Genomic DNA, 25,498 nt, shown 5'->3' with positions numbered 1-25,498 from the left:
AATTAATTTAAGAGGAAAGATTTGCGGTAGGTTATACGAGAAACGCGAATCGACTGGCATAATGGCAATTCTTCTTGAAAGGAATGAAGAATATGCGTAAAAATGCAGTAAAAAATGCAGTAAAAAATCAATCAATAAAATCTAACACAAAGTGGAATATGCGCGCGGTTGCAGCAGGATTGTTAGCGTCCGCAACTTTAGTGAGCCTTGCAGCTTGCGGAGATAATATTCCTGCAAGTAGTTCACAATCCTCCACAAATTCTTCTGCAAAAATCGTAGGAAACTTCCAAGGATCTGGTGCATCTTCCCAGCAGGTTGCTGTAGAAGCGTGGATTGCAGGATTCCAATCTAAGAATCCTGGCGCCAAAATCGCCTATAATCCAACTGGCTCAGGCGCAGGAGTTACAACATTTATGACGGGAGCCACAGCATGGGCTGGATCCGATAAATCGCTAAGCGATGATGAGCTAGAAAAATCAAAGTCGGTTTGCGCTAATGGCACTACAGCTTTCGACGTTCCAGTATACGTTTCTCCAATCGCAGTAATCTTTAATCTAAAAGGCGTTTCGGATGCTGGAAAGCACATAAATATGGACGCTTCTACAATCGCAAAAATCTTCGACGGCAAGATTACGCGTTGGAATGACGATGCGATTAAATCGCAAAATCCAAAGCTAAAGCTTCCAGATAAGCCGATTACAGTTGTTCACAGGTCCGATAAGTCTGGCACAACGCAGAACTTCTTAAGCTACATAAAAGACGTTGCTCCAAGCGATTGGTCCTACGATCTTAGCGAAAATTGGCCAAATAGTGTAGGTCAGGGAGCAAAAGGCACGTCTGGCGTTGTATCCACAATCCGCATGGCAGACGGAGCGATTGGATACGCGGACTTTTCGCAAGTTGGAAAGCTTGGAACTGTGGCAGTAAAAGTGGGAGATTCTTACAACGAGATTAGCCCAGAAGGTGGTTCTATAACCGTTAATGATTCAAAGGTTGACGAAGATGCTGCAGCAAAATCGAAGCACCGCGTTGTTGTTAAAATAAACCACAAAACAGAAGAAAAAGGCGCTTATCCGATTGTGCTAGTTTCTTACGATATTGTGTGCAATGCGTACAAAGACGCTGCAACAGCGCGATTTGCAAAGTCTTGGCTTTCGTACGTTGTTAGCAAAGATGGTCAGGCTGCGGCTCAAGGTGCTGCTGGAACCGCACCTTTGCCAGAAAAACTTATGGGCAGGATTAATAAGTCGATTCAGTCGATTAGCAAGTAAAAATAGTATTTTGCCAAGATTTTAGAGTAGTCAATATATTGCTACTGATAGCATTTATATAATGACTACAAAAGGAGCATGAGTGAGTTCTAAACGGAGAACTGAAATCAGTAAAGATGCGCACAAAAGTGGCCATTTTGCCGACCGCGTGTTCAAAAGCGTAGCGCTTTTATGCGGATTGCTGATTTTAATGGTGCTTACAGCTGTGGCGCTGTTCTTGCTGTTTCAAGCGTGGCCGATTCTAGGCGCAAACAAAAGCCAAGTAAGTCAAGTATTTTTGGACTTTACGGGTGGCAAAGCGCATGATTTTCTGAGCTACGTAGCGCCGATGGTTTTTGGAACCGTTCTTATGTCTGCGCTCGCTCTGCTCCTTGCATTCTTTGTTTCGATTGGAATCGCGCTGTTTATAAGCCACTATGCTCCGCCAAAAATAGTGCCATTTTTAAGCGGTGTGGTTGATTTGCTTGCTGCAATTCCGTCCGTAATCTACGGTCTTTGGGGCGGATTGGTGTTGGTTCCAGCAGTATACCCGTTCTGGAAGTTTATTTCGCACATTTTTGGCTGGATTCCGCTTTTTGCAGGCCCTGCGGCAAGCCCTTCGCGTAGTGCTGCAACCGTTAGTATTGTTCTTGCTGTTATGATTTTGCCGATTATAACTTCTATGGCTCGAGATATTTTCCAGCAAGCTCCTCGATTGCAACAAGAAGGCGCTCTCGCTCTTGGTGCAACAAAGTGGGAAATGATAAAGCTAGCGGTTTTGCCGTTTGCAAAGTCGGGAATCGTCTCCGCATCTATGCTTGGTCTTGGTCGCGCTTTGGGCGAAACAATGGCAGTTCTTATGATTTTGTCTCCAGGATTCACCTTTAAATTCAACATTTTGCAAGCTTCACAAAACCAGACGATCGCAGCAAACATAGCGGCGCAATATCCAGAAGCAAACGGATTGGGTGTTAGTGCGCTTATTGCTACAGGTTTGGTGCTGTTTGTTATTTCATTCGCTGTAAACCTTATTGCTCGCAAAATCACGGGAAAGGCGAGTGCATGATGCAAAATTCAGAATCGTTACAAGTTGGGGTTGTTAAGGTTAATCAGACTGATGGATCTATTGTTGCCAGCAGCGAATCTCCAAAAATCGACTTTAACAAGTTCCGCCCAACGCGCTCTAGAATCGCAAGTCGCAAGCGAAAAGACGCGTTTATGCGCGTGTTAATCTTCCTGTCTTTTGTAGTTGCTCTAATTCCGCTTCTTTCTTTGCTTTTTACGACTATTGTAAACGGCATTAAGCGACTAAACCTTGACTTTTTAACGCATAATATGACGTATGTAGTTGGTGGCTCTGCTACTGGCACAGGCGGTTATGGCGGTATTTTGCACGCAATTATTGGAACGTTGGAGATTACGCTTGGTGCAATGCTGATTTCGATTCCGATTGGAATTATGTGCTCCGTGTATTTGATTGAGTACGCGCGAGGAAGTCGCTTAGCTAGGATGATTAATCTTGTTGTAGACGTTATGAGCGGAATACCTTCTATTGTGGCTGGCTTGTTTGCGTTTTCTAGCTTTACGATTTTTGTAGGTCCTGGCACAATCAACGGTTTTGAAGGGTCGGTTGCGCTTTCGCTGCTTATGCTGCCAACTGTTGTTAAGTCGTGTCAAGAAATGCTAAAAATTGTGCCGAATGATTTAAGAGAGGCAGCTCTTGCTCTAGGAGTTACAAAGCAGCGTATGATTACAAAAATTGTTTTGCGCACTGCTTTGCCTGGCATTGTTTCTGGCTGTATTCTTGCTGTTGCACGCGTGATTGGAGAGACGGCTCCGCTTTTAATGGCAGCTGGGTTTATTGCATCCACGAATTTCAATCTTTTTGACGGACAAATGACCACTTTGCCAGTGTATGTTTACCAAGAGTATTCAAAGCTTTCGGCGAATTGCCCAGCTAACGCGCCATCTTCGTGCGTTACTACGATTCCAATGGAGCGAGCATGGGCGGCAGCTCTTGCCTTGATTGTGATTGTTTTGCTATTGAATATTGTTGGGCGAGTTGTGGCTCGCGTGTTTTCAGTAAAAGCGAAATAGAGCGAAATAAGTCGAAATAGAGCGAAATAGATTTTAGAAAGTGAGGCGCAAATGGGTCAGCGCATTGATGTTAAGCATTTGAACATTTACTATGGTGATTTTCTAGCAGTAGAAGACGTTAACATAAGCATTGAGCCAAACAAGGTTACGGCTTTTATTGGGCCTTCGGGATGTGGAAAATCAACGGTTTTGCGCACTTTAGATCGCATGCACGAGATTACTCCAGGCGCTCGCGTAGAAGGTCAGGTGTTGCTTGAAGGCCGTGATTTGTATGGCAAAGATGTGGACCCTGTAGCTGTTCGCCGAGATGTTGGAATGGTGTTCCAGCGCCCAAATCCTTTCCCAACAATGTCTATTCGCGAAAACGTTCTTGCAGGAGTTCGCTTAAACAATCGCCATATTTCAAAGCAAGATGCCGACGATTTAGTTGAGTGGGCTTTGCGCGGCGCTAATTTGTGGAACGAAGTTAAAGATAGACTCGATAAGCCAGGAATCGGGCTTTCTGGCGGCCAGCAGCAACGACTTTGTATTGCGCGAGCTGTGGCTGTGCATCCGCAAGTGCTGCTTATGGACGAGCCTTGCTCTGCTCTTGACCCGATTTCTACTCTTGCTGTAGAAGATTTGATTAACGAGCTTAAGCACGATTACACGATTGTGATCGTAACGCACAACATGCAACAGGCGGCACGTGTTGCCGATTACACTGCGTTCTTTAACCTTAAGGCGGTTGGAAAACCAGGGCATCTTGAGTATTTTGCGGATACTACCACTATGTTCAACAATCCGCGCAATACGGAGGCGGAACGCTACATTTCTGGCCGCTTTGGGTGATTTTTGCGTTTGTGTGATTCACTACACGTTTTCTTTGAATGATTCTTTGAATGATCACTTGCCTGATTTTCTTTGGTCAGCACGTGCGCGTAAGGTCGAACCTGTTCGGTTGTTCAAAGTTCTATAAGTCGTTTCTAATCTCGCGAGTTTTCTAGCGTGTTTATTCGGCTTGTGCTTTGCGCGCCGAGCGAGTCGCAGTAACCTCTGCGTGAATGCCCAAATGTAATTGCGTCCGCGATTGCTCAAGTGCTATCGCCACGCTTTTTCTGGTCTTTTGCGCTGTAAACCAAGGAACAGAGAGTTTATGGAAAAGTTCTTCCATCTCAAAGAAAACGGCACGAATGTATCAACGGAGATCACTGCAGGTCTCACTACATTCTTTGCAATGTCGTACATTATTGTTGTAAACCCAATGATTTTAAGCCAAACTGGCATGCCTAAAGGTGGCGTTTTCCTCGCTACAATCATCGCAGCAATTATTGGCACGCTTGTTATGGGCTTGTTCGCCAATGTGCCTTACGCTCAAGCTGCTGGAATGGGTCTTAACGCATTCTTCACATACACAGTGTGCTTTGGCTTGCATTTTACGTGGCAAGAAGCAATGTGCATGGTGTTCTTGTGCGGTTTGATTAACATTATTATTACCGTTACTAAGATTCGTAAGATGATTATTCGTGCCATCCCAACTTCGCTGCAACACGCGATTGGTGGTGGCATTGGTTTATTCGTTGCATACGTTGGTATTATGAGCGTTGGCTTAATCACCTTTACTTCCAAGGATCCTGCTGCCGCTGCTAAGAGTAAGCCAACCGCTGCTATTCCAGGTCTTGCGGTTATTAACAATCCTGTTTTGTGGCTATTCCTTATTGGACTTGTTTTGGCTATTGTTCTTACTGTTCTTAAGGTTCGCGCAAGCTTGCTTATTACGATTATTGCAACCTCTTTAATTGGCATTCCGCTTAGCTTGACTTCGTTAAATAATGCCGTTTCTGTTACGGATGCTTTTGCTCAGCTTCCAACCACCTTTGGTGCTATTTTTGGTCCGCAAGGTTTCCCTGCTCTCTTCTCTAATCCAGCACGCATTCCACTTGTTTTGGTAACTATTTTCGCCTTCTCTATGTCGGATACTTTCGACACTCTTGGCACGTTTATTGGCACTGGCCGCAGAACTGGCATTTTCTCTGAGGCAGATGAGAAGGCTTTGGAAAATGGCTCTGGCTTTAGCTCCAAGATGGATCGCGCGCTGTTTGCTGATTCGATTGCAACTTCGGTTGGCGCAATTTGCGGTACTTCTAACACCACTACTTATGTTGAGTCTGCTGCTGGTATTGGTGCTGGTGGTCGTACTGGTTTGACTTCTGTAGTTGTTTCTGTGTGCTTTGCGCTTTCGATTGTGCTTGCGCCTTTGGCTAGCGCTGTTCCTGCGGCTGCTACGGCTGGCGTGCTTGTAGTTGTAGGTTGCATGATGGCAAGCTCGTTGAAGGAGATTGCTTGGGATGATATTTCCGAAGCTATTCCTGCGTTCTTCGCCGCAGTGTTTATGGCGTTCTCTTACTCGATTTCTTACGGCATTGCCGCTGGATTTATTATGTATTGCTTAGTTATGACTTGCAAGAAGCGTGCTAAAGACGTTCATCCAATGCTTTGGATTGTTTCGCTTTTGTTCATTCTTGACTTTGTTGCTAACGCAGTTTTGTAAATCTGTTAGTTTGTATTAGTTAAGTTAGATATTAGTTAGATATTAATTTAATTAATTATTTTAAGAGCGTATTTGGTGCGTACGGTTGCTTTCGACTTTTCCGCTTTAGTTTGGGATAAGTCGCCAGCAACCGTGCGTGTTGAGTGCGCTCTTAAATAATCTTAAATAAATAATCTTAAATAAAAATAAATTATAAAGTTTGCGAAAAAATATTGACATTGTCGCGTGTGGGTATTAAAATTACCCAACGTAAACCACAGACCGTTGGTGGAGTCGCAAGATTCCTGAAAATGATGTGTCATGCCAGCACAGGTTGAGCAGTGATTGTTGCAATTTATTTGCGATTGGTCACAAACTTTTTAACACTATGTGTTTTTTGGATGCTCTGCCGTGCGCAGGGCTTTTTTGATATGTTATTTCCATTCCGACGGCCAATTTAGGAAGGAACGCCATGAAGAGGCCCGAAAAGGAAGCGGTAGTTGCAGAGCTTACGGATTTGTTCCGTAACGCCGACGCTGTCTACCTTACCGAGTACCGCGGGCTTACAGTTCCGCAGATTTCTTCTCTGCGCGAAAAGCTAGGCCGCGATACTTCCTACTCTGTGGCTAAGAATACGCTTGCTCGCATCGCCGCTAAGGAAGCGGGCATTGAAGGTCTTGATGAGCTTCTTGCTGGCCCAACTGCAATCACCTTTGTAAAGGGCGATTTCATTGAGGCTGCTAAGACCTTGCGTGATTTTGCCAAAGAGAATAAGACCCTCGTCATCAAGGGCGGTTTCGCAGATGGAACCGTTTACGATGCCGAAGGCGCCAAGCAGCTGGCAGACCTCAAGTCTCGCCCAGAATTGCTTTCCGAGATGGCTGGCGCGCTCAAGGGCACCATGTCCAAGGCCGCCTACCTGTTCAACGCTTTGCCAACCAAGGCAGTGCGTACTATCGACGCTTTGCGCGAGAAGCAGGAAAAGGCCGCTTGATTCCCTTGCAGCTTGCTGCATGAGACCAAAAAATAATAAAAATGTTATGGCTCTAAGGCACAAGGTGTGTCTGGCCAAGTAAGAAAGGAAGCCATTATGGCTAAGCTCACTAGCGAAGAGCTTCTTGAAGCTTTCGGTGAAATGACCCTCGTCGAGCTTTCTGAGTTCGTCAAGGCCTTTGAAGAGAAGTTCGATGTTGAGGCTGCTGCTCCTGTAGCTGCTGTTGCTGCTGCTCCAGCCGCTGCCGCTGGCGCTGCTGAGGAAGAGAAGGACGAGTTTGACGTTGTCCTCGCTTCTGCAGGTGCTCAGAAGGTTGCCGTCATCAAGGCTGTTAAGGCTTTGACTGGCCTCGGCTTGAAGGAAGCTAAGGACATTGTTGACAATGCTCCAAAGCCAGTCCTCGAGAAGGCTAAGAAGGAAGACGCTGACAAGGCTAAGGCTGCTCTCGAAGAAGCCGGCGCAACTGTTGAACTTAAGTAGTTCTAGGCTCTTTTGTTAACGCGAGCGGCTGGTTGCTAGTGCAATTTGCTAGTTAGCGATTTGCTAATGCGCTAGTCGCGAATGCGTGTTGAATGCGGCAAGGTTTTCGTGGTTTCACGGATTCCTTGCCGCTTTTTGTATGTACGTAACATACGATCTACATTCCCGCATTTGTTTCCCATTTGACCCAAAACGTAAACAAACGTGCGCGACGACCTGCCTTTTCGCTTAAAGCGTAGCGCGAAAAAGCAATTCGGAGCGCTGAGCCGCTCAAAGCAGAAGCACTGCTTCTGTGCGGCGAAGACGTTAGCGCGCTTAGACCGCGCTAACGACAAAAACACCAAAATTCAGTACAATCGCACTACATCTTGTGTCACCAAATCGTCGCGGCAAAGTGGCATAATAGGAAGGCTTGTGACTGGAGGAGTAATCCGCTAGCACAGCACAGCAATATAAGTTGCGGGAGGATCCTTAAAACGGCTTAATATCAACGTTTTAGGGCGCCGGATGAACCGCTTCAAAAGAAAGAAGAACCATATTATGGCTCCAAAAAAGAAAGTCTCTGCGCTTATTAAGCTCGAGATTCAGGCTGGTAAAGCAAATCCAGCCCCACCACTGGGTCCTGCTTTAGGCTCCCACGGCGTAAACATCATGGACTTCTGCAAGGCCTATAACGACCAGACGAAGGACAAGATGGGTCAGATCGTCCCAGTAGAGATCACAGTTTACGAAGATCGTTCCTTCACATTTATTCTTAAGACTCCACCAGCTGCTGCTTTGTTGCTTAAGGCTGCTGGCATTCCTAAGGGCACCGAGAACCCATTGACCCACAAGGTTGGCTCTGTGACTAAGGCTCAGGTGCGCGAAATCGCCGAAATCAAGATGCCAGATCTTTCTGCACGAGATGTTGAAGCTGGTATGAAGATTATCGCGGGCACTGCTCGCTCGATGGGTATTACCGTTACCGACTGAAAGTGAGTGGAAAAAATGGTGAAGCGTTCTAAGAAGTATCGTGAAGCGGCTGAGAAGATTGACCGCAACAACCTTTACACCCCAGCTGAGGCTATTGCTTTGCTTAAGAGCATGCCAAAGCACGCTTTTGACGAGTCTGCTGAGGCTGTTATGCGCCTTAATGTGGATCCTCGCAAGGCGGATCAGTTGGTTCGTGGCGTTGTGAACTTGCCTAATGGCACTGGTAAAACCGCTAAGGTTTTGGTGTTTGCTCGTGGTCCAAAGGCTACTGAGGCTCAAGAAGCTGGCGCAGACATCGTTGGTGATGACGAGCTTATCGAGAAGGTTGCCGGTGGCTTCCTTGACTTCGATGCCGTTGTTGCAACCCCAGACATGATGGGCAAGGTTGGTCGCCTTGGTCGTGTGCTTGGTCCTCGTAGCTTGATGCCAAATCCTAAGACTGGCACCGTTACAATGGATGTTGCCAAGGCTGTTGCCGATATTAAGGGTGGTAAGATTGAGTTCCGCGTTGATCGTCAGGGCAATCTTTCCTTCCTCTTTGGCAAGCTTTCCTTCGACGAGAAGGCTCTTGAAGAGAACTTCAAGGCTGTTGCCGATGAGATTCGCCGCTTGAAGCCAACAACCATCAAGGGTCGTTACATTACTAAGGTAACGATTACCTCTACGATGGCTCCTGGTGTTCCAGTGGACATCGCAAGCATTGCTGCGTGATTTTATCCAAGCATAGCTGAGTAATTTTATTAGCGCTGAAAATAGTGTGTTCTTTCAATAGAATGCATTGTTTTCGGCGCTTTTTGTTTTAGCTCTTTCTGCCTTAGCGCGCAGAATCGCGGATGCGCCCAATCGTAATCGCAGTTTGTAAAACGTATGCTTCTCTAGGGTCAGTGGCGTCCCAGCCTGTTGTTTGTGCAACTTTGCGCAGTCGGTATCGTATTGTGTTTGGGTGCACATTAAGGTTGTGTGAAGTTTGGTCTAATGCGCCACCAAATCGCAAGAAAGCATCTACAGTTTGCAAAGTCGGGTCGTCTGGGTTGTATGGTGCCAAGCTCTGATACACCTTAGTATATAAGGTTTCTATGGCAGTTTCGTCGCCTATAAGCGCGCGCTCTGGCAGTACGTCGTCGCAGCGTATTATTTGTGGCAAATGTGTTACAGATGGCGCAACAGCAAGCGCTGCTAGAGTTGCTGTGATTTCTTCGCATATTTTTTGTGCGCCGACTGCAATTTCGCTTATGCAAATTGGCTTACCTGATTTTGTAAATACTTCGCAAAGTTTGTTTAGCGCGTCTTGGTTTGGGTTTTCTTTTAAAGCTAGGATGATTATGTGTGACGGGGCGGGAAATTCATCGTTTTCTTTTGCTTGCGGTTTTGCGGCTATTTTCCATGTTTTTGTTCTAGATGTAATTGCGTCTTTTTGAACGCGGTCTACTATCGCATCGTATGCTCCACATGCGCCAAGTTGCGTCCATATGGTTCGTCGTAAAGTGTCTGTGTTGTTTTGCGGCGTGTGAGTTGTTGTTTTGCGCGTTGGACTGTCTTCGTTTATGTCGAGTGTTTCGTATGTGCCAGCTATTGCTATGAGTCGCGTATTTTCTTGCCATTGCAAGAGGTGCATTAGTGCGCTTACGCGGCTGTCTGCAATGCCGTTCATCAGGCACGCTCCGATTATTGTGTGTAGTCGCAGTCGGGTTGCTGAGTCGAAGATTTTTCCGTCTCGATTGTCAAATATTCCACTTGTGTCTTCGTTTTTTGGCGCGCATGGCAGTTGTGTAAATTGTGGTGTTGTGCTAGCTTTCTCAGTAGTTTCTGCGTTTGATTGTTTTCTATGCCATAAAAGATGATGTTTTTTATGTGTTTCTATTTGGTTTTGGTCTTGAGTTTCTTCGGCTTTTTCACCGCTGGTTGCTTGCGACTTTTCCTTAGCTTCGTTTGAGTTTTTATTATAAATATTGTTTCCGTTTGGCAATATTCCTGTAAGAATTGTTAGAAAGTCAACATCTTCTGTGATGTTGTTAGTAGTACTATAGTCTACGTCGGTAGGCTTGATGGTTGTGTCAACAGTGGAGTCGCCAGCAACCGCTGTATCGAAAAGTTCGTCGTTCATTTGTCACCTCCAATCGTTTCTATATTTAATTTTGTCAATTTTTGCGACTCTGATGATTCTGACAATTTTTGCAACTGTGAAGTATTTTCTATTTTTGTATTTGACGTTATATCTATAATATTATCTCTGCCAAGTAATTTAGACTCTCTTAAAAATGTTAGAGCTGTAAAGAAGAATACGAATGTAATAGGGAGCATGTGTCGTTCAAAATTGTTTGCTGGAGCCAGCACCATTACTCCCATTAACAGCGCAAGAGGTATATGTAAAACGAGTGTTTTCCAACGTTTAAGAGCGATTTCTGCAACTCCGATAAGCAGTGTGCCAACAACATACAGGTTTCCGTGAATCGGCCATCCTAAAATCGGCGTATTACTCCACGATTCAACAGTGTTTGAAACACTTGTACGCCATTCTGGTAGCCAGTAGCGTATCCACTCTGAGTTTTTTATGTTGTCAGTATTTATGTAATATTCTGGACCAACATAAGGAATGTCTAGAATGTCAAAATAACCGTAGGATTTTGCTAATAATGCGTCCGTTGCAACGATTGGACTGTGTTTAACCATAAGCCACCATGCGTGGTTAAACTTTTTCATGTCGTCTTTTGTAATGTAACGCCAACGGTAGCTCACTTTTTTAGACTGTAAGCCAGAAGATTTTACAGGATCCGCGTCTTGAGGTGTGTATGCTTCAGCAGTTTGGTTGAGATTAAAAATTGGCGCAATTTCTCGTGCTGCTTTATGAGGTATGCTTTTTGGATCTAGTTTTGCGATTCTGGCTATCTGCTGAAGTTGCACTCCGCGGCTTTCGATAGGATCTCCGTTTATTATGGCTCCACTAGATATGGCTATAATTATGGCTCCGTGTATAAGAATTGTTGGGAGCAGAATGCATAAAACCCAGATTTTCCAACGTTTTATGCTGTAAAACATTAGAAGTACAAATTGGATAACAAGAATATACCACGCATATTTTGCTGCGATTAGCATAACACAAACGCTTATTATCAGTTCAAGAATCGTGTGTTTGCGTGAGATTTTTGCGTTTTGTATTGTGCAGTGTAGTTCGTAAGATATTCCAAACCACCATACGAATGCGAATGCGAATAATGGTGATTTTGTTAGTGCGATTGTTGAAAAAACTACAAGTGGGCTGAATAAAAATGTGATTATTACGGCTGCGCGGAAGAAGATTGGTGTTGGTAAGGCAGTTTGAGTTTCGCTTGTTTTAGATTTAACCCATGGTGTGTTTAGGAATCGGTTCGCTGTGGCGGCGCAACACCATGCTGCAAAAACGAATTGCATAATTGCAAGTAGTATGATTCCAGCATCGTTCGATTCTGTAAAATATCGCGATACTGCTGCTACAGCACCGTAAATCAATGTTAAAACAATGTTGTGCTGGTCGCTTAAATACGTAGGTTTTGCCGGCCAAAGATAGTGTGCTGTTGGGTAGATGTCTGCTGGAACAAAGCTAAAGAATCCAATGTATGGTTGTTTTATGCCAGTTATTTGGTTCCAGGTCCAGCTGTATTCTCGGATTTGTGAGCAAATATCGGCTCCGTAAGCTGCTAGAAGTGTTACTGGTGCCCACAGCCAGCCGATAATCAGCGTTAGGAAAATGTTTCGTTTTCTACAAGTTGAATGGTAAAAACACCATTTTAGAGTACGTTTTATTGAGAAAATTATCTTATGTTTTTTAGCGGCGATGCTCTTAAATGGGTGAAAAAGTGGTTTTGTGATTTTGTAAGTTGTGATTTTGTACGTTGCAATTTTTAGTACTTTTAGTATTTTGTCGTTTTTGCTGTTTTTATTATTTTCATCGTTTTTATTATTTTCCCCAAAATGAATAATGTATCTTAAAATTGCGTAATAAACGCAGAATACTGCTGCAAAAATAAGTGCGTTAACCCAATTAAAATCGGTTAAAGATCCTTGATTACGGTAAATCACGCCTAAGCTCGTGCAAAAAGCAAGCCAGATGCAAGTAAATAGTATTAGTGCTTGAGTCGCAAGCTGACTTACGAGATTAAATACTGATGATTTTGATGCGTTTGTTTTTGTCAAGCTTGTTTTTAGCTCGATTTTCATTTCAGATTTTGCATCTGGTTTTATATCGTTTTTTGTATCTGGTTTTGCATTGCACGTATCAGTAGGTTCTGTGACTGTTTTTGCGCTCGCATAGTCATTTTTAATGAATTTCATAGTGACCTACTGATTTTTAATCCTATAAATAATGTGTGTAAAGTACTGTTGTAAATTATACCTGTTGCACAATCTTTTTAAATTATATTAAAATTTCTATAATTTCTGTATGAGTAATTTTTTTGAACGCACTAAAAATGTTGCAGACGGTTTTGCTTATTTTGACGTTATTGATTCAACACAGAATTATGCACGCAAAATTCTCACTAATGGGTGCTGTGATGAGCGCTGTGATGGGTGTACTGATGACTGCAACAATACTCATTTTGTAAAAAGACAAGACGAATTGCCTTTGATTTATGTTGTTGCTGCTTGCCATCAGACAGAAGGCAAAGGAAGATTGTGTAGAAAATGGGTTAGTAAGCCCTTCGAAAGTTTACTAGCTTCTTTTGCCACGATTTTGCCAAGTAGTATTGTTAAGAATCCAAGTTACAATGGCTGGCTGCCTATAATTGCTGGTCTTGCTGCGCGAGATTCGATTATTGGCGCGCTAAAAGAGTTTGGCTCTACGCAGATTGAAAATGGGGAATTGCCAGATTATAGCAAGATCAGTCTTAAATGGCCTAATGATATTTTTATTGGTGACTGTAAAGAAGGTGGAGTTTTAACGGAGATTGTTTTGACTCCAAAAACGGTTGCTGGCGATATTGCCGATTCTAATATTGGAGTTATTTTCGGGATTGGTTTAAATCTTTTTATGGATAAGCAGTCACTTCCAATCGAGGAAGCAACTTCGCTTAAAATGCATTACGATAATCTGCCAGATTTTGCTGAGCTTGGGGATAATATAGCCGCGCGATTGGTGGAAAATCTTAGGATTAGGTTGGGGAAGTTTGTAAAGAATACGAATGAATGCTCTTTGGATTTGCTTAAAGAGGCGAGCGAAGCGTGTTGGACGTTGGGGCGCAAGGTGATTGTTCGCGCGCCGAATGATGACGGCTTGGGGATTGATGCTGGAGTTGACGATTCTAATAACGCTGATGCTTATGATGTTGGTGCAAAAAGTTTTACTAGTGTAGAAGGAGTTGCTCAAAATCTTATGCGTGATGCTTCTATTCAAGTGCGTAAGGATTCTGGGCAGATAATAACTGTTCGCACTGGTGATGTTTGTGCTGTGCGAATTTAGGTGACTTCGTGTGCTGCGCTTTAAGCGCTCATGCAAGTCGCTTTGCCCGTGTTTGTTTCTTTTATCCCGCGTTTGTTCCCAAAACCACCAAATGCGTAAACAAACGCGGGAAGGTGTTCTTGGTTTTGTTTATTTTATCCCGTGTTTGTTCCCAAAATCGACAAATACGTAAACAAACACGGGCAAGTGTTCCCGCATTTGTTTCTATATTTGCTCAAAAAGGGAACAAATGCGGGGTAAGAGATAGATAGAGTGAAGAGTGGTGGGGTAAAGAGTTGTGTGCGATTGTATTGTAGAGTGGCATTTCGTTTGGTGTTGCTTTGACGTTGGTGTGGTGTTGGTGGGGTGTCGGCGTGTTGCGTGTGTGATGTGTGTGGAATGTTGATTTTTCAATGGTTTTATAGTGTTGATGTTCTTGTTTGAGTAGTTTCCTGAGAAAAGTCTGGGAAAATTCTTTAAAAACCTTGAAACAATGTGTTTTTATGGTTTTATTAGTGTTAATCCACAAATATTATGGTGAAAATAGTTTTTATTGTGGATTAGTTTGTGTGTAACATTATTTTTTTCTGTTTATTTTGTGTGGTTGCCTCTTGACTTTTTTAAACGGGGGGGGGGTATGTTAATAACAGCTGCTAGCTAGATGCTCTAGATGGTGGTTATCCACAATGTTTTGAATGTTGTTGGATGTTTAAAATTTCTCTTCGCGTGTTTTACGTGGAGGAGAAGAAGAAAGGAAATTAAAATGATGAATAAGAAGGCTATCGCCGCTTTCGCTGCTGGCGCAACTTTGCTTGCCGGCTTCGCAATGGCAACCCCAGCAATGGCTGAAGAGACTCCAGTAGTTTACGTGAGTGTTGCTAAGGCTAAGACTGCTGCAGCTTACGAAGCTTATACTAAGGCTAAGGCTGTTTTAGATAAGATGACTGTTCCAGCAGATCCTGCGGAGCCACAGATTACTCTTCCACAGGGCAAGACTAAAGAAGCCTACTATAAGCTCGTAAACGGCAAGGTGGAGACTTATAATAAGGCAATTGATAAAGAGCTTGCAACTGGTGATGGAAATGCTGTTTACAAGTATGCTACGGATAAGAATGATTTCTTAACTAAGAGCTCTGCTAAGACTGCTAAGACTACTGAGGTTCAGGATCTTTTGAATAAGTATCTTGCTGCTAAGGCTGCTGAAGCTAATGCTGTTGCAGATCCAGTAGAGCCAACCTTGGCGGAGAAGCAGAAGCAGGCTATTGCTGATGTTTATGCTGCAGCGCAGACTGTTGATCAAACTAAGAATGATTTCGCTCATACTCATGAGACTTTTGTTGATGCTGCTAAGAAGTTGAAGGCTGCTAAGGCTGAGCTTGCTGAAGCTCAGGCTAAGTTGGATGCTGCTTTGGCTGCTTTGGAAGATTTCAAGGCTTCTGGTGTTAAGGATCCAGCAAAGCTTGAGCGTCTTACGACTGCTTACAATCGTGCTGTGGCTAATGTGAAGCGAGTTAATGATATTGTTCTTGCTGCCAAGAGCAAAGCTTACGGGGAAGCTCAGGATGCTAACGATAAGGCTAAGGCTGCTTATAATAAGGCTGTTGAGGCTTACAAGGCAGCTTATAATCATGCTGTTGAGTTGAATGTGAATCCTGATCTTCTTCCAAAGATCACGCTTGTAGATCCAGCTTCTGATGCTTTCCCAGAGCTTTCTGAGGCTAAGAAGATTTATGATGATGCTTTGAGTGGTAAGTTTGGTGCTGCTGCTCAGAAGGCTGTTCAGACTGCTGAAGCTAAGGCTAAGGCTGAGGCTGGTAAGAATGCTCCAGCTGCTGCTGCAAATGGTGCTGCTGCTCCAGCCGCTGCTGGTAAGGCTGCTGCTAAGGGTGAGCTTGCTAAGGGTGGCAATGGTCATGGTAAGGCTGGCGAGAAGCTTGGTAATGCTGGTGTTGGTGTTGCTTTGACTGCTTTGGCTGCTTCTATGCTTGCTGGTATGGGTGCTGCTGTTCGCAAGATGCGTCACTAAACTAAAAGCACGTTAAGTGTTATCAGTGAGCGTGCTGCGTATTTTTCAGTGCGCTCACTTCTATGATTTTGCTCTCAACTGTGGTAGTTTTCTTTGATTCTGCCGCAAGTTTTCTTGCAGGATTGTATTACTGGTTTTTACTGTTTTGCTTAATTTCCTTTTTTCGCAGTGGATTCTGATGATGCTGGTTTTGTGAGTTGACTGTTGAGGGTAATTAGCAGTGCTGTTTTTGCTAGGGACAGTAATAGTGCTGTGATTATTAAGGGCTTGGAGATAGATGCTACTAGGGGCGTCAACTCTCCGAGCCTTTTTTGTGTTTGTTTATTTTTATCCCGAGTTTGTTCCCAAAACCACCAAATACGTAAACAAACACGGGCAAGTGTTCCCGCATTTGTTTCTATATTTGGTGTTTTGGTAAACAAACGCGGGAAGGTGTTCTTGGTTTTGTAGTCAGATTTAGTGGTTCTGGGAACAAACGCGGGAATAGGCTCTTATGTTTTGACCTTGATAGCTTATTTTGCACTTCTGCTAATAAGCGCATTTCTTTTATGACTTAGTTTTTGATTCTCATTTATGTTGTCTATTATTGATGAAGATATTGTATCGTCTTCCTCATCCTCTATTCCAGTCATTTCTCTGATTATCTGGACATAATTTGTTTCACTAACATCATGATTTCCAACGATTTTTCCTTGTCTTAGTACAACTATCCTAGTTGCAACTGCAAATACATCCGGAAGATTATGACACACCAATATAATTGTTCGACCCTGCGATCGTAGGCGTTTCATATAAGATAGCGTTTCAGCTGTTTGTGTTAAAGATAATGAAGCTGTAGGTTCGTCTAATAGTATGAGTTTTGGATTCGATAGTAGCATTCGTGCCAATGCGACAGTTTGACGTTGTCCACTTGATAGTAATCGTATTGGAGTATGTATTCTTATGGCACATGTTAGTTCTTGTAATGCCTTTCGAGCTTCACACGCCATTGCATCTTTATTGAGTGTATGACATGATTTATTCCGCATCTCTTTGCCTAAGAATAGATTTGATGCAACGTCCAAATTATCGCAAAATTCTTGTCCTTGAAAAACTGTTGCTATTCCAAGATCATTTGCTTCTCGTATGGAGTGCAAATTCACTTCTTTATCTTCAAAGATCATTCTTCCTTTTGTTGGTTGTATCAAACCAGATATTGTTTTAATAAGAGTGGATTTTCCGACGCCATTGTCTCCAACAATTGCCACTATTTCTTTGCTATAAATATCGAGTGTTATCGATTTAAGTGCTTCGGTAAAACCAAAGTTTACGCTAATATCTTTTAGCTGTAGGAGTGGATTTTGTCCGTACATTATGTCTCCTTGTTGATATTGCTAATAATATTGCAATCGATATTACAATCTATTTCTATAGGTGCTGAGATGTTTTGTGATGTATTTTTTCTGCAGCATCAATTCCTTCTAGTGCTGCTCCTAGCGCAGAACAATTAGTAAGATTTGATGCAACTACAACTTGTATAGGAGTTAAAACATCAGGGAATAGTAAGCGGTGCAATGACTCTCTAAAAGCGTCTACGAAAACTGATCCGCTTTGCACTAGGAGTCCTCCTATAACTACAATCTCAGGATCTACTGATGTACATAGTTCTGCTGCTACTGTTCCTATTCGTATTGCAGTATCAGCTATGATACGTCTGCATCCGGGGTCTCCTTCATTTGCTAAACGTACAAGATCTTCTACAGTTAGATCTCCATGGGTAACTCTTAATAACGATGTGATTCGTTCTTCATTTATAAAAGTATTAAGACATCCACGGTTTCCGCATGCGCAAATGCTTCCGAGTGGGTCAACTTGAATATGCCCTATTTCGCCTGCCATTCCAGTTACGCCGCGCCATATTTTTCCATCTGCCATTATGGAGGCACCAGCTCCGTCATCTGTATTTATGTATATGAAATCTGTGGTTTTTGTAACAGATCCTGCTCTTGATTCCCATACTGCGCAACAGTTTGCATCGTTATCTAAAGTAACTGGAATATTAAAAACTGATTGCAGATACGAAATAATGTCGAAATTGTTCCAATGTGGCATAATGCCAGGTATTGCTATTGTTTTTGTACGTTTATCTATTGGAGCTGTTATAGATACGCCTATTGCTATTAGTTCTTTTGCTGATGCGTTTATGTTGGATAAAGTTTCGTTTATGAGTAATGTTGCTCGTTCGAGAGTGGCATCTGGAATATGCTGTTTTGGTAATAGTAATGTTCGTTCCGCGATTATGTTAAGTTCGTAGTCGATAAAAATTAGATCTAGAGAGTGTCTGCTAATTTTTAGTCCTACGCTTATTCCTTTTCTACGAGCTAAGGCTACGAGTGTTGCTCTTCTTCCGTTATGTATTGTGTTTTCTGTGTACAACCGCCCTTCTTTTACAAGTTGTCTTACAAGAGTTGATACGGTTGCAGTTGATAATCCTGTCGCTTCAGCAAGCTCGATTTGCGTAATTGCACCAAATCTGCGTATGTAAGAAAGTAATGCAGATCGATTAGCTTCTCGCAAGGAAGTTTGGGATCCGAATAAATGCGACATAATATAAGCATATCTATATTTTGAAGAATTGTCATTCATTGATTTGAAACTTTTGTTCTTTATTGGTTAAATTGGTTGAATTTATATTAAATAATTGGTACGAGCAGTTAATTCATGTAGATTAAGAATTGTATTAAATTTATATATTAAACAAAAAAATAGAAAAATTTGATTTATGTGTTTGACAACTTAACACAATAGTTTATAATAAAAAACTAGATAGCGTTGTAGCTGTCTATATCAAATAACCTTTTGATGCAAAGGAGCGTCGATGAACATAGGTAAAAAGGCAATCGCTTTATTTGTAGGTATTGCTGTAGTTGCTGGTTTATCAGCCTGTTCAGGTTCAAGAGGTGGTGCATCCAAAAACGTAAGTCAAGGAATTGAAAAAGGTGCCACCATTGGTGTCTCTATGCCAACAAAGTCGGAGGAACGTTGGAATAAAGACGGCAATAACCTAAAGAAGAAGCTAGAAGATGCTGGGTATAAAGTTATATTGAACTTTGCAGACGATAAACCAGCTCAGCAAAACGCAGATATTGAAAATATGATTAACAACGGCGCTAAGGTCGTTGTTGTTGCTGCAAAGGATGGTAGTGCTGTAGGACCTGCAGTAGAAAAGGCTCATGATGCTGGAGCTAAAGTAATTGCCTACGATCGATTGATTATGAATACAAAGGCTGTTGACTATTATGCAACATTCCAGCTTGAGCAGACTGGTATTCTTGAAGCAAATTATATTATTGATAAGTTGGGTCTTAAGGATGGTGCAAAGGGGCCATTCAATATTGAGCTTTTCACTGGTTCTCCAGATGATAACAATGCTAAGTACTTCTTCAAGGGTGCATGGGATTTGCTGCAACCATACTTTAAATCTGGTGCCTTAGTTTCCCCATCTAATCATGGTGGTGGCGTGAATAAAGACTTTAAGGTTCAAGATTGGCAGAAGATTTCTGTTCAAGGGTGGAAAGCTGAACAGGCTCAAAAGGATATGGAATCAATTATTGATTCTGCATATGCTAAAGGTCAGCCACTACATGCAATATTAAGCCCTTATGATGGTATTTCGACTGGTGTTATCAACGCCATTGAATCTAAGCGTCCAGATTTAAAGCCAGGTACAGATAATTGGCCAATTATAACTGGACAGGATGCTATGGAGTCAGCTGTATCTTCAATTGCACGTGGAAAGCAGAGTCAGACAGTATTTAAGAATGTCAATAAGCTTGCTGAAGCCGTTTATCAGATGGTATTGGAAATTGCTAAAGGCAAGAAGGTGTCTGGTATTAACGGAAAGTTCAATAACAACAAGATAGACGTTCCTTCTAAATTGCTAAATCCACAAGATATTACTAAGGATAATCTTACTGACTTAGTGAAAGATGGCTATATAACACAAGAACGCTTTGATAAGTTAGTACATTAAAAATTAACTATCAATTTGAACTAATATGGGGGCACGATTAGTGCCATAGTTGTGCCCCCATTAGTTGAAACTGTGCGTTGTAATGATTGGAAGTAGATGATGTCGCATAAAGACACAATATTGAGTATGCAGCACATCACAAAAACGTTTGGTTCACTAAAAGCTCTTACTGATGTTAATCTTTCGGTTGATCGCGGTGAAATTCATGCAATTTGCGGCGAAAATGGTGCTGGTAAATCTACGTTAATGAATGTGCTATCAGGTGTTTATCCTTACGGATCTTACACGGGAAAGATTATATTTAACGGAAAAGAGTGTAAATATAGTAATATTAAAAATTCAGAACGTGATGGAATTGTTATTATTCATCAGGAACTGACTTTAAATCCATTTCTTTCAATTTCCGAAAATATTTTCATGGGAAATGAATGCTCAAAAAATGGAGTAATTGATTGGAGCGAAACTCGCGCTAAAGCTGCAGAACTTCTTGAACGCGTTGGTTTGCCAGAAGATCCAGATACAAAGATCATGGATATTGGTGTTGGTAAACAGCAGCTTGTAGAGATTGCTAAGGCTTTGTCTAAAAATGTAAAGTTGCTGATTCTTGATGAACCAACTGCAGCATTAAATGATGAGGACTCTGCTCATTTACTACAGCTTGTTCGCCAATTAAGAGATGAACATGGCGTTACCAGCATTATAATTACGCACAAGCTTAATGAAGTTGCTGTAATAGCAGATAACGTTACTATAATTCGTGACGGATCGACAGTTGGTGAAATGTATATTACGCCAGAAACGCCATTAGATTACGATGAATTAATTCGTAAAATGGTGGGTCGAGAATTAACCAACTTGTATCCTAAGCACGAAACAAATCAATCTGGTGAAGAATATCTTCGTATAGCCAATTGGACAGTTCATCATCCAATGGATAATAGCCGAATAATAGTCGATAATGCTAATTTGTATGTTCGTTCTGGCGAAATTATTGGATTGGCTGGATTGATGGGTGCTGGCAGAACCGAATTGGCTATGAGTGTTTTTGGACGCTCATATGGCTCCAATATAACTGGTGATCTTTATATTAAAGGTAAAAAAGTCGAATTGCGCAATGTGCAAGAAGCAATTAATGCTGGTTTGGCTTATGCTACAGAAGATCGAAAAGGTTATGGTTTAAATCTTCTGCAGAATATTCGCGAAAATTCATCTATTGCTTCATTGTCAAAAATGAGCAAATTAGGTGTTGTTGATGGAAACATTGAGCGAAAAGAAGTTGATGCATATCGAGAGAACTTTAATATAAAATGTCAAAACATTGATGTGCAAGTTTCTACGCTTTCTGGCGGAAATCAGCAAAAAGTTGTATTGGCAAAATGGGTTCTTTCTGATCCAGACATACTCATTCTCGATGAGCCAACTCGTGGTATAGATGTTGGTGCAAAGTATGAAATTTATGAAATCATCGATAAGCTTGCCGACCAAGGTAAAGCTGTTATAGTTATTTCTTCTGAACTACCAGAATTGATTGGTATATGCGATCGTATTTATACCGTAAGTCAAGGCGTTATCACAGATGATGTTAATAAGAATGGGTTTACCCAAGAATATCTGATGAAATGCATGACTAAGGAAAGGAATTAGCGTTATCATGAGCAAAAACAGATTAGCCCAAGATACGAAGGGTGAACAAAAATCAAGTATTCTTTCGACAATTACCGATAATGCAAGACAATATGGAATCGTTGGAGCTTTAATCGTTATTGTCGTTGTGTTCCAAATACTCACAAAAGGTGTTCTTTTAACTCCTAACAGTTTTGTTTCTTTAATTCAGCAGAATGCGTATGTGATTATTTTGGCAATAGGCATGGTTATGGTGATTATTGCTACACATATTGATCTTTCTGTAGGATCTTTAGTCGCATTTATTGGTGGTGTTTGTGCACTGTTGATGGAACGCTATGGTGTTAATTGGGTACTGGCGATTGCTATATCAATTGTTGTTGGCTTACTCATTGGTTGCTGGCATGGTTTCTGGGTGGCTCGAATGGAGATTCCTGGATTCATCACCACTCTTGCAGGCATGCTGATCTTCCGAGGTTTATCTACGGTTATAGTTGGCGAATCTGTGCCTATCACTTCAGACGCGTTCCGTGGAATTGCTCGTAACTATCTTCCTAATATTCTCGGTTGGTGGGGTCCATTTGATGGTCTTACGATTGTTCTTGGTCTTATGTGCATCGCCTTGTTTGCTTGGAGCCAAATTAATAAGCGTAAGCATGTAGAAAAAGTTGGATTAGTCCCAGAACCACTATCGATTACTGTATGCAAGATCGTATTTGCTGCTCTTGCAATCATATTTGTAACATATTTGTTAGCATCCTCTGGCAATTCTGAGATGGGTGGAACTCCAATTATGTTGGTGATTGTTGCGATTTTGGTCGTTGCATACAACTTCATTCTTACAAAGACAGTTTTTGGACGTCACATATATGCTGTTGGAGGTAACCGTAAAGCTGCAATACTTTCTGGTATTGATGTTAAGCGTGTAGATTTCTGCTTGTTTGTTCATATGGGATTCTTGTCTGCTATCGCTGCTGTAGCTATGCTTTCTCGTCTGGCATCTGCTACTGCACAAGCTGGTATGGAATTTGAAATGGACGCAATTGCATCCTGCTTCATCGGTGGCACAGCTGTGACTGGTGGTGTTGGAACTATACCTGGAGCCGTTGTTGGTGCTTTTGTTATGGGCGTGATCAATCAAGGCTTGTCTATCATGGGTGTTGACACTGCAATTGTGAAGACAATTAAGGGTCTTGTGTTACTTGCTGCAGTGGCTGTTGACATAATGAGCAAGCGTCGTAAGCGCTAAAAATGTCGTATATATTGGGCGTGCGCTTCAGATATTACACAAACGTTGTGAACAAAAAAGTGTACGCCCAATTTTGTTCAGTCATTGTCAGTTATTAACAGGTGTTAATCAGTATAAAAGAACAATAAGGAGGAATATATGCCAAAAAAATATATGCAAAAGACTAGAATGTACGCGCTAACTACCTTTTTTATGTCGATTTGGTTATTCCAGTCTTTATATGGTTCTTATAAGTCTGGTGATTTATTCGCTTGGTACACTCTTATTTTTTCATTGTGCTTATTAATTGTAATCGGCTATTGCGGTTACAACGCTTTTAAAGGATTCAGTCAAGAGCGTAAAGATAAGAGCGAGGATTCTAAAAAGTAATAAATGATTGGGTATTCAAGATTTTCTGCATATTTGAATAAATGAATCTTATAAAAGCATGCAAAGGAGCATCATGTGTGATATTTCGAGTGTATCATCTAATAAAAAAGATATTATTAATGCAAACACATATCTTGGTATTGAGTTGGGTTCAACTAGAATTAAAGGTGCTTTAATTAATGGACAATATCAAGTTATTGCAGAAGGATCTTATAAGTGGGAAAACAAACTAGAAAATGGTTTGTGGACCTATGATTTATCTGATGCTTGGCATGGTATACAATCTGTTTTTTCTCAGATAAGTAATCAAATTAATAAAGACTACCAATTGCGTTTAAATAATATTGGCGGCATTGGTATTTCAGCAATGATGCATGGTTATTTAGCCTTTGATAATAGAAATAAGTTGCTTGTGCCATTTAGGACTTGGAGAAATACTAATACGCATGATGCTCACAGAATTCTTTCTAGTGAATTGAATCTTAATATACCGGAGCGCTGGTCGATAGCTCACTTGTATCAATGTGCGCTTGACGAGGAAGAACATGTACATAATGTAGCATTCTTTACTACGCTATCTGGCTATATTCATTGGAAGCTTACTGGCAAAAAAGTATTAGGATTGTCGGATGCTTCTGGAATGTTTCCTATGGATTCAAACAGTTTAAGCTGGGATGAGAATGCGTTAAATAAAATTGAGAATCTTCCTGAAATATCTAGTCAGCCTTGGAATTTGAAGGATATTTTACCTACACCTCTTTCAGCTGGAGAATTTGCTGGTCGATTGACAGTTGATGGTGTTTCTCTTCTTGACCCTAGTGGCATTTTGAATCCAGGAATACCATTTGTTCCTCCTGAAGGAGATGCGGCAACTGGTATGGTTGCAACCAATACATTAAAGCCTGGTACTGGTAATGTTTCGGCTGGGACATCTATTTTTGCAACTGTTGTTTTAAAGCGTCCTTTGTCAAAATCTCACAAAGAGTTAGATATAGTTATGACTCCAGATGGTCATTTATCTGCAATGAGTCATGCTAATAATTTCACTACAGATTTAAATGCTTGGGTTAACTTATTCGCTCAATTTGCTGATGCAATAAGAAAACCAATATCAATGGATTTGTTATATACAAGCCTGTTTAATTCTGCTGTTGATAATGGAACTGAATTTGATGCTGGAGGAAATATTAACTACTGTTTTTCTTCTGGAGAGTTCCAAGCAGGTTTGGAAGAAGGGCGATTTGTATTTGCTCGCGGTCCGCAAGCAAAACTTTCACTCGGAAACTTTATGCGTGCTCAACTATATGGAGCATTTTGTCCAGTGACTATTGGAATGAATGTTTTAACAAAAGAAGAGCATGTTGAAATTGATTCTTTGCTTGGCCATGGTGGTATTTTTGCCACCCCTGAAGTTTCTCAGCGTATTGCTTCGGCGGCGTTTGGTGTTCCAGTAACCACTATGCCTACGGCTTCTGAAGGCGGATCGTGGGGAATGGCGATTTTAGCATCGTACATTAGACGAAAAAATATAACATTAATAGACTTTTTGCAAAATGAAGTATTTGCTCATGTGAATTCAGTCACCGTTTTCCCTCGTAAGGATGACGTGGAAGGATTCCAGAGGTATTTTGAGCAATTTATGAGGTCATTGCCAATAGAACATGCAGCAATAGCTACGATGCCGTAAAAATATTGCACAGAAGATTGCTTAAGTCAGACTAAAAATAGTGTTTTCTCATCATATTTTTAAAAAATTTATTAGAAAGAAATAGTAATTATGAAAACTTTAAAAGATTATTCACAAGAAACTCAATCTGAGGTAAAACTGGTACGCGAATTAGTATCCAATTTGCATGATCAACTTATTAAATGGAATTTAGTTGTGTGGACTGCGGGAAATGTTTCTCAACGTTTGCATACTGCTGATTTAATGGTTATTAAGCCTTCTGGAGTACGATACGAAAGACTAACTCCTGAATCAATGATTGTTTGTGATCTAGATGGGAATGTTGTTGATGGATCCTATTCTCCAAGTTCTGACACAGCTTCGCATGCTTATATTTATAGGAATATGCCTGAAGTATTTGGAGTAGTGCACACTCATTCGACTTACGCTACTGCTTGGGCTGCTATTGGAGAAAATATACCGTGTGGATTAACAATGATGGGAGATGAGTTTGGAGGCTCTGTTCCAGTTGGACCATTCAGGTTGATTGGTAGTGAGGCCATTGGACAAGGCGTTGTTGAAACATTACGCAAATATCCTAAGTCGCCAGCGGTTTTGATGCAAAATCACGGTCCATTCGTCATTGGAAAAGATGCAGAAAGTGCTGTGAAAGCTGCTGCTATGACGGAAGAAGTAGCCAAAACAATGTGGGCTGCTAGGCAAATAGGGAAAATAATCGATATAAAGCAAGAAGATATTAATTCGCTTAATAAACGATATCAAAATGTTTACGGACAAAACTAATAAAAATAATCTAAAGACAATTACATATATAAGT

The 25,498-nt window shown here is 41.6% G+C and carries 21 protein-coding genes; 17 read left to right on the top strand and 4 right to left on the bottom strand.

What is annotated here, in order from left to right; all coding sequences use genetic code 11:
* The first annotated feature begins 92 nt into the window (after positions 1–92).
* The 9 genes from pstS to rplA all read left to right on the top strand — a co-directional run bounded on the left by pstS (position 93) and on the right by rplA (position 9,013).
* Positions 93–1,271: a phosphate ABC transporter substrate-binding protein PstS gene (gene pstS / locus ABVC65_RS00980; protein WP_353582367.1), complete on the top strand. Its 1,179-nt coding sequence runs from the start codon at positions 93–95 to the stop codon at positions 1,269–1,271.
* An 82-nt stretch (positions 1,272–1,353) separates the two neighbouring features.
* Positions 1,354–2,316, top strand: a complete 963-nt coding sequence (gene pstC, locus ABVC65_RS00975) for a phosphate ABC transporter permease subunit PstC (RefSeq protein WP_353582366.1) — start codon at positions 1,354–1,356, stop codon at positions 2,314–2,316.
* A complete protein-coding gene (pstA, locus tag ABVC65_RS00970; RefSeq protein ID WP_353582365.1) occupies positions 2,313–3,347 on the top strand; it encodes a phosphate ABC transporter permease PstA in 1,035 nt (344 codons plus the stop codon). The genes pstC and pstA overlap by 4 nt, the downstream gene beginning before the upstream one ends.
* A 51-nt stretch (positions 3,348–3,398) precedes the next feature.
* Positions 3,399–4,178 carry a phosphate ABC transporter ATP-binding protein PstB gene (gene pstB, locus ABVC65_RS00965; RefSeq protein ID WP_101888058.1) on the top strand — a complete coding sequence of 260 codons (780 nt, stop codon included), beginning with the start codon at positions 3,399–3,401 and terminating at the stop codon, positions 4,176–4,178.
* 304 nt (positions 4,179–4,482) lie between these two features.
* On the top strand, positions 4,483–5,877 hold the full coding sequence (locus ABVC65_RS00960; RefSeq protein WP_004118365.1) for an NCS2 family permease: 1,395 nt from the start codon (positions 4,483–4,485) through the stop codon (positions 5,875–5,877).
* Positions 5,878–6,328: 451 nt separating this feature from the next.
* A complete protein-coding gene (gene rplJ, locus ABVC65_RS00955) occupies positions 6,329–6,850 on the top strand; it encodes a 50S ribosomal protein L10 (RefSeq protein ID WP_004112001.1) in 522 nt (173 codons plus the stop codon).
* 96 nt (positions 6,851–6,946) lie between these two features.
* Complete coding sequence (gene rplL, locus ABVC65_RS00950) at positions 6,947–7,330, top strand: 50S ribosomal protein L7/L12 (RefSeq protein ID WP_004112006.1); 384 nt, start codon at positions 6,947–6,949, stop codon at positions 7,328–7,330.
* Positions 7,331–7,870: 540 nt separating this feature from the next.
* Positions 7,871–8,302, top strand: a complete 432-nt coding sequence (rplK, locus tag ABVC65_RS00945; RefSeq protein WP_004112010.1) for a 50S ribosomal protein L11 — start codon at positions 7,871–7,873, stop codon at positions 8,300–8,302.
* Positions 8,303–8,317: 15 nt separating this feature from the next.
* On the top strand, positions 8,318–9,013 hold the full coding sequence (rplA, locus tag ABVC65_RS00940) for a 50S ribosomal protein L1 (RefSeq protein WP_004112012.1): 696 nt from the start codon (positions 8,318–8,320) through the stop codon (positions 9,011–9,013).
* Between the two features lie 103 nt (positions 9,014–9,116).
* Here rplA and ABVC65_RS00935 read toward each other — a convergent pair whose 3' ends face one another.
* Both ABVC65_RS00935 and ABVC65_RS00930 read right to left on the bottom strand, forming a co-directional pair.
* A complete protein-coding gene (locus tag ABVC65_RS00935; RefSeq protein WP_353582364.1) occupies positions 9,117–10,406 on the bottom strand; it encodes a helix-turn-helix domain-containing protein in 1,290 nt (429 codons plus the stop codon).
* A complete protein-coding gene (locus ABVC65_RS00930) occupies positions 10,403–12,610 on the bottom strand; it encodes a DUF6020 family protein (RefSeq protein WP_353582363.1) in 2,208 nt (735 codons plus the stop codon). The genes ABVC65_RS00935 and ABVC65_RS00930 overlap by 4 nt, the downstream gene beginning before the upstream one ends.
* A 109-nt stretch (positions 12,611–12,719) precedes the next feature.
* Here ABVC65_RS00930 and ABVC65_RS00925 point away from each other — a divergent pair, with 109 nt between their 5' ends.
* Together ABVC65_RS00925 and ABVC65_RS00920 are read left to right on the top strand one after the other, a co-directional pair.
* On the top strand, positions 12,720–13,736 hold the full coding sequence (locus ABVC65_RS00925) for a biotin--[acetyl-CoA-carboxylase] ligase (protein WP_353582362.1): 1,017 nt from the start codon (positions 12,720–12,722) through the stop codon (positions 13,734–13,736).
* A gap of 742 nt (positions 13,737–14,478) precedes the next feature.
* On the top strand, positions 14,479–15,741 hold the full coding sequence (locus ABVC65_RS00920; protein ID WP_353582361.1) for a hypothetical protein: 1,263 nt from the start codon (positions 14,479–14,481) through the stop codon (positions 15,739–15,741).
* A 512-nt stretch (positions 15,742–16,253) separates the two neighbouring features.
* On the opposite strand, the gene ABVC65_RS00915 is transcribed toward ABVC65_RS00920, so the two are convergent.
* Positions 16,254–17,093, bottom strand: a complete 840-nt coding sequence (locus ABVC65_RS00915) for an ATP-binding cassette domain-containing protein (RefSeq protein WP_016817146.1) — start codon at positions 17,091–17,093, stop codon at positions 16,254–16,256.
* Positions 17,094–17,148: 55 nt separating this feature from the next.
* The gene (locus ABVC65_RS00910) at positions 17,149–18,327 is read right to left on the bottom strand and encodes an ROK family transcriptional regulator (RefSeq protein ID WP_032812467.1); all 1,179 of its coding nucleotides are present in this window, start codon (positions 18,325–18,327) and stop codon (positions 17,149–17,151) included.
* Positions 18,328–18,598: 271 nt separating this feature from the next.
* Here ABVC65_RS00910 and ABVC65_RS00905 point away from each other — a divergent pair, with 271 nt between their 5' ends.
* The 6 genes from ABVC65_RS00905 (at position 18,599) to ABVC65_RS00880 (ending at position 25,464) form a co-directional block, all read left to right on the top strand.
* Positions 18,599–19,753, top strand: a complete 1,155-nt coding sequence (locus tag ABVC65_RS00905) for a substrate-binding domain-containing protein (protein WP_004112036.1) — start codon at positions 18,599–18,601, stop codon at positions 19,751–19,753.
* Positions 19,754–19,852: 99 nt separating this feature from the next.
* Positions 19,853–21,397: a sugar ABC transporter ATP-binding protein gene (locus tag ABVC65_RS00900; protein WP_032836653.1), complete on the top strand. Its 1,545-nt coding sequence runs from the start codon at positions 19,853–19,855 to the stop codon at positions 21,395–21,397.
* Between the two features lie 7 nt (positions 21,398–21,404).
* Positions 21,405–22,625 (top strand): multiple monosaccharide ABC transporter permease, encoded by a 1,221-nt coding sequence (gene mmsB, locus ABVC65_RS00895; protein WP_004112039.1) that lies wholly within the window; start codon positions 21,405–21,407, stop codon positions 22,623–22,625.
* Positions 22,626–22,763: 138 nt separating this feature from the next.
* Positions 22,764–22,994 carry a CDP-diacylglycerol--glycerol-3-phosphate 3-phosphatidyltransferase gene (locus ABVC65_RS00890; protein ID WP_004575083.1) on the top strand — a complete coding sequence of 77 codons (231 nt, stop codon included), beginning with the start codon at positions 22,764–22,766 and terminating at the stop codon, positions 22,992–22,994.
* Positions 22,995–23,067: 73 nt separating this feature from the next.
* Positions 23,068–24,681 carry a xylulokinase gene (locus tag ABVC65_RS00885; RefSeq protein WP_353582360.1) on the top strand — a complete coding sequence of 538 codons (1,614 nt, stop codon included), beginning with the start codon at positions 23,068–23,070 and terminating at the stop codon, positions 24,679–24,681.
* Positions 24,682–24,771: 90 nt separating this feature from the next.
* Positions 24,772–25,464, top strand: coding sequence for an L-ribulose-5-phosphate 4-epimerase (locus ABVC65_RS00880; protein WP_016817141.1), 693 nt, complete (start codon positions 24,772–24,774; stop codon positions 25,462–25,464).
* Positions 25,465–25,498: the final 34 nt, after the last annotated feature.

The organism is Gardnerella vaginalis, from assembly GCF_040427915.1.
In the GTDB taxonomy this organism is placed as follows: domain Bacteria; phylum Actinomycetota; class Actinomycetes; order Actinomycetales; family Bifidobacteriaceae; genus Bifidobacterium; species Bifidobacterium vaginale_C.
The sequence above is the reverse complement of the archived record's forward strand: the minus strand, read 5'-3'. Positions and strand labels throughout refer to the sequence as shown.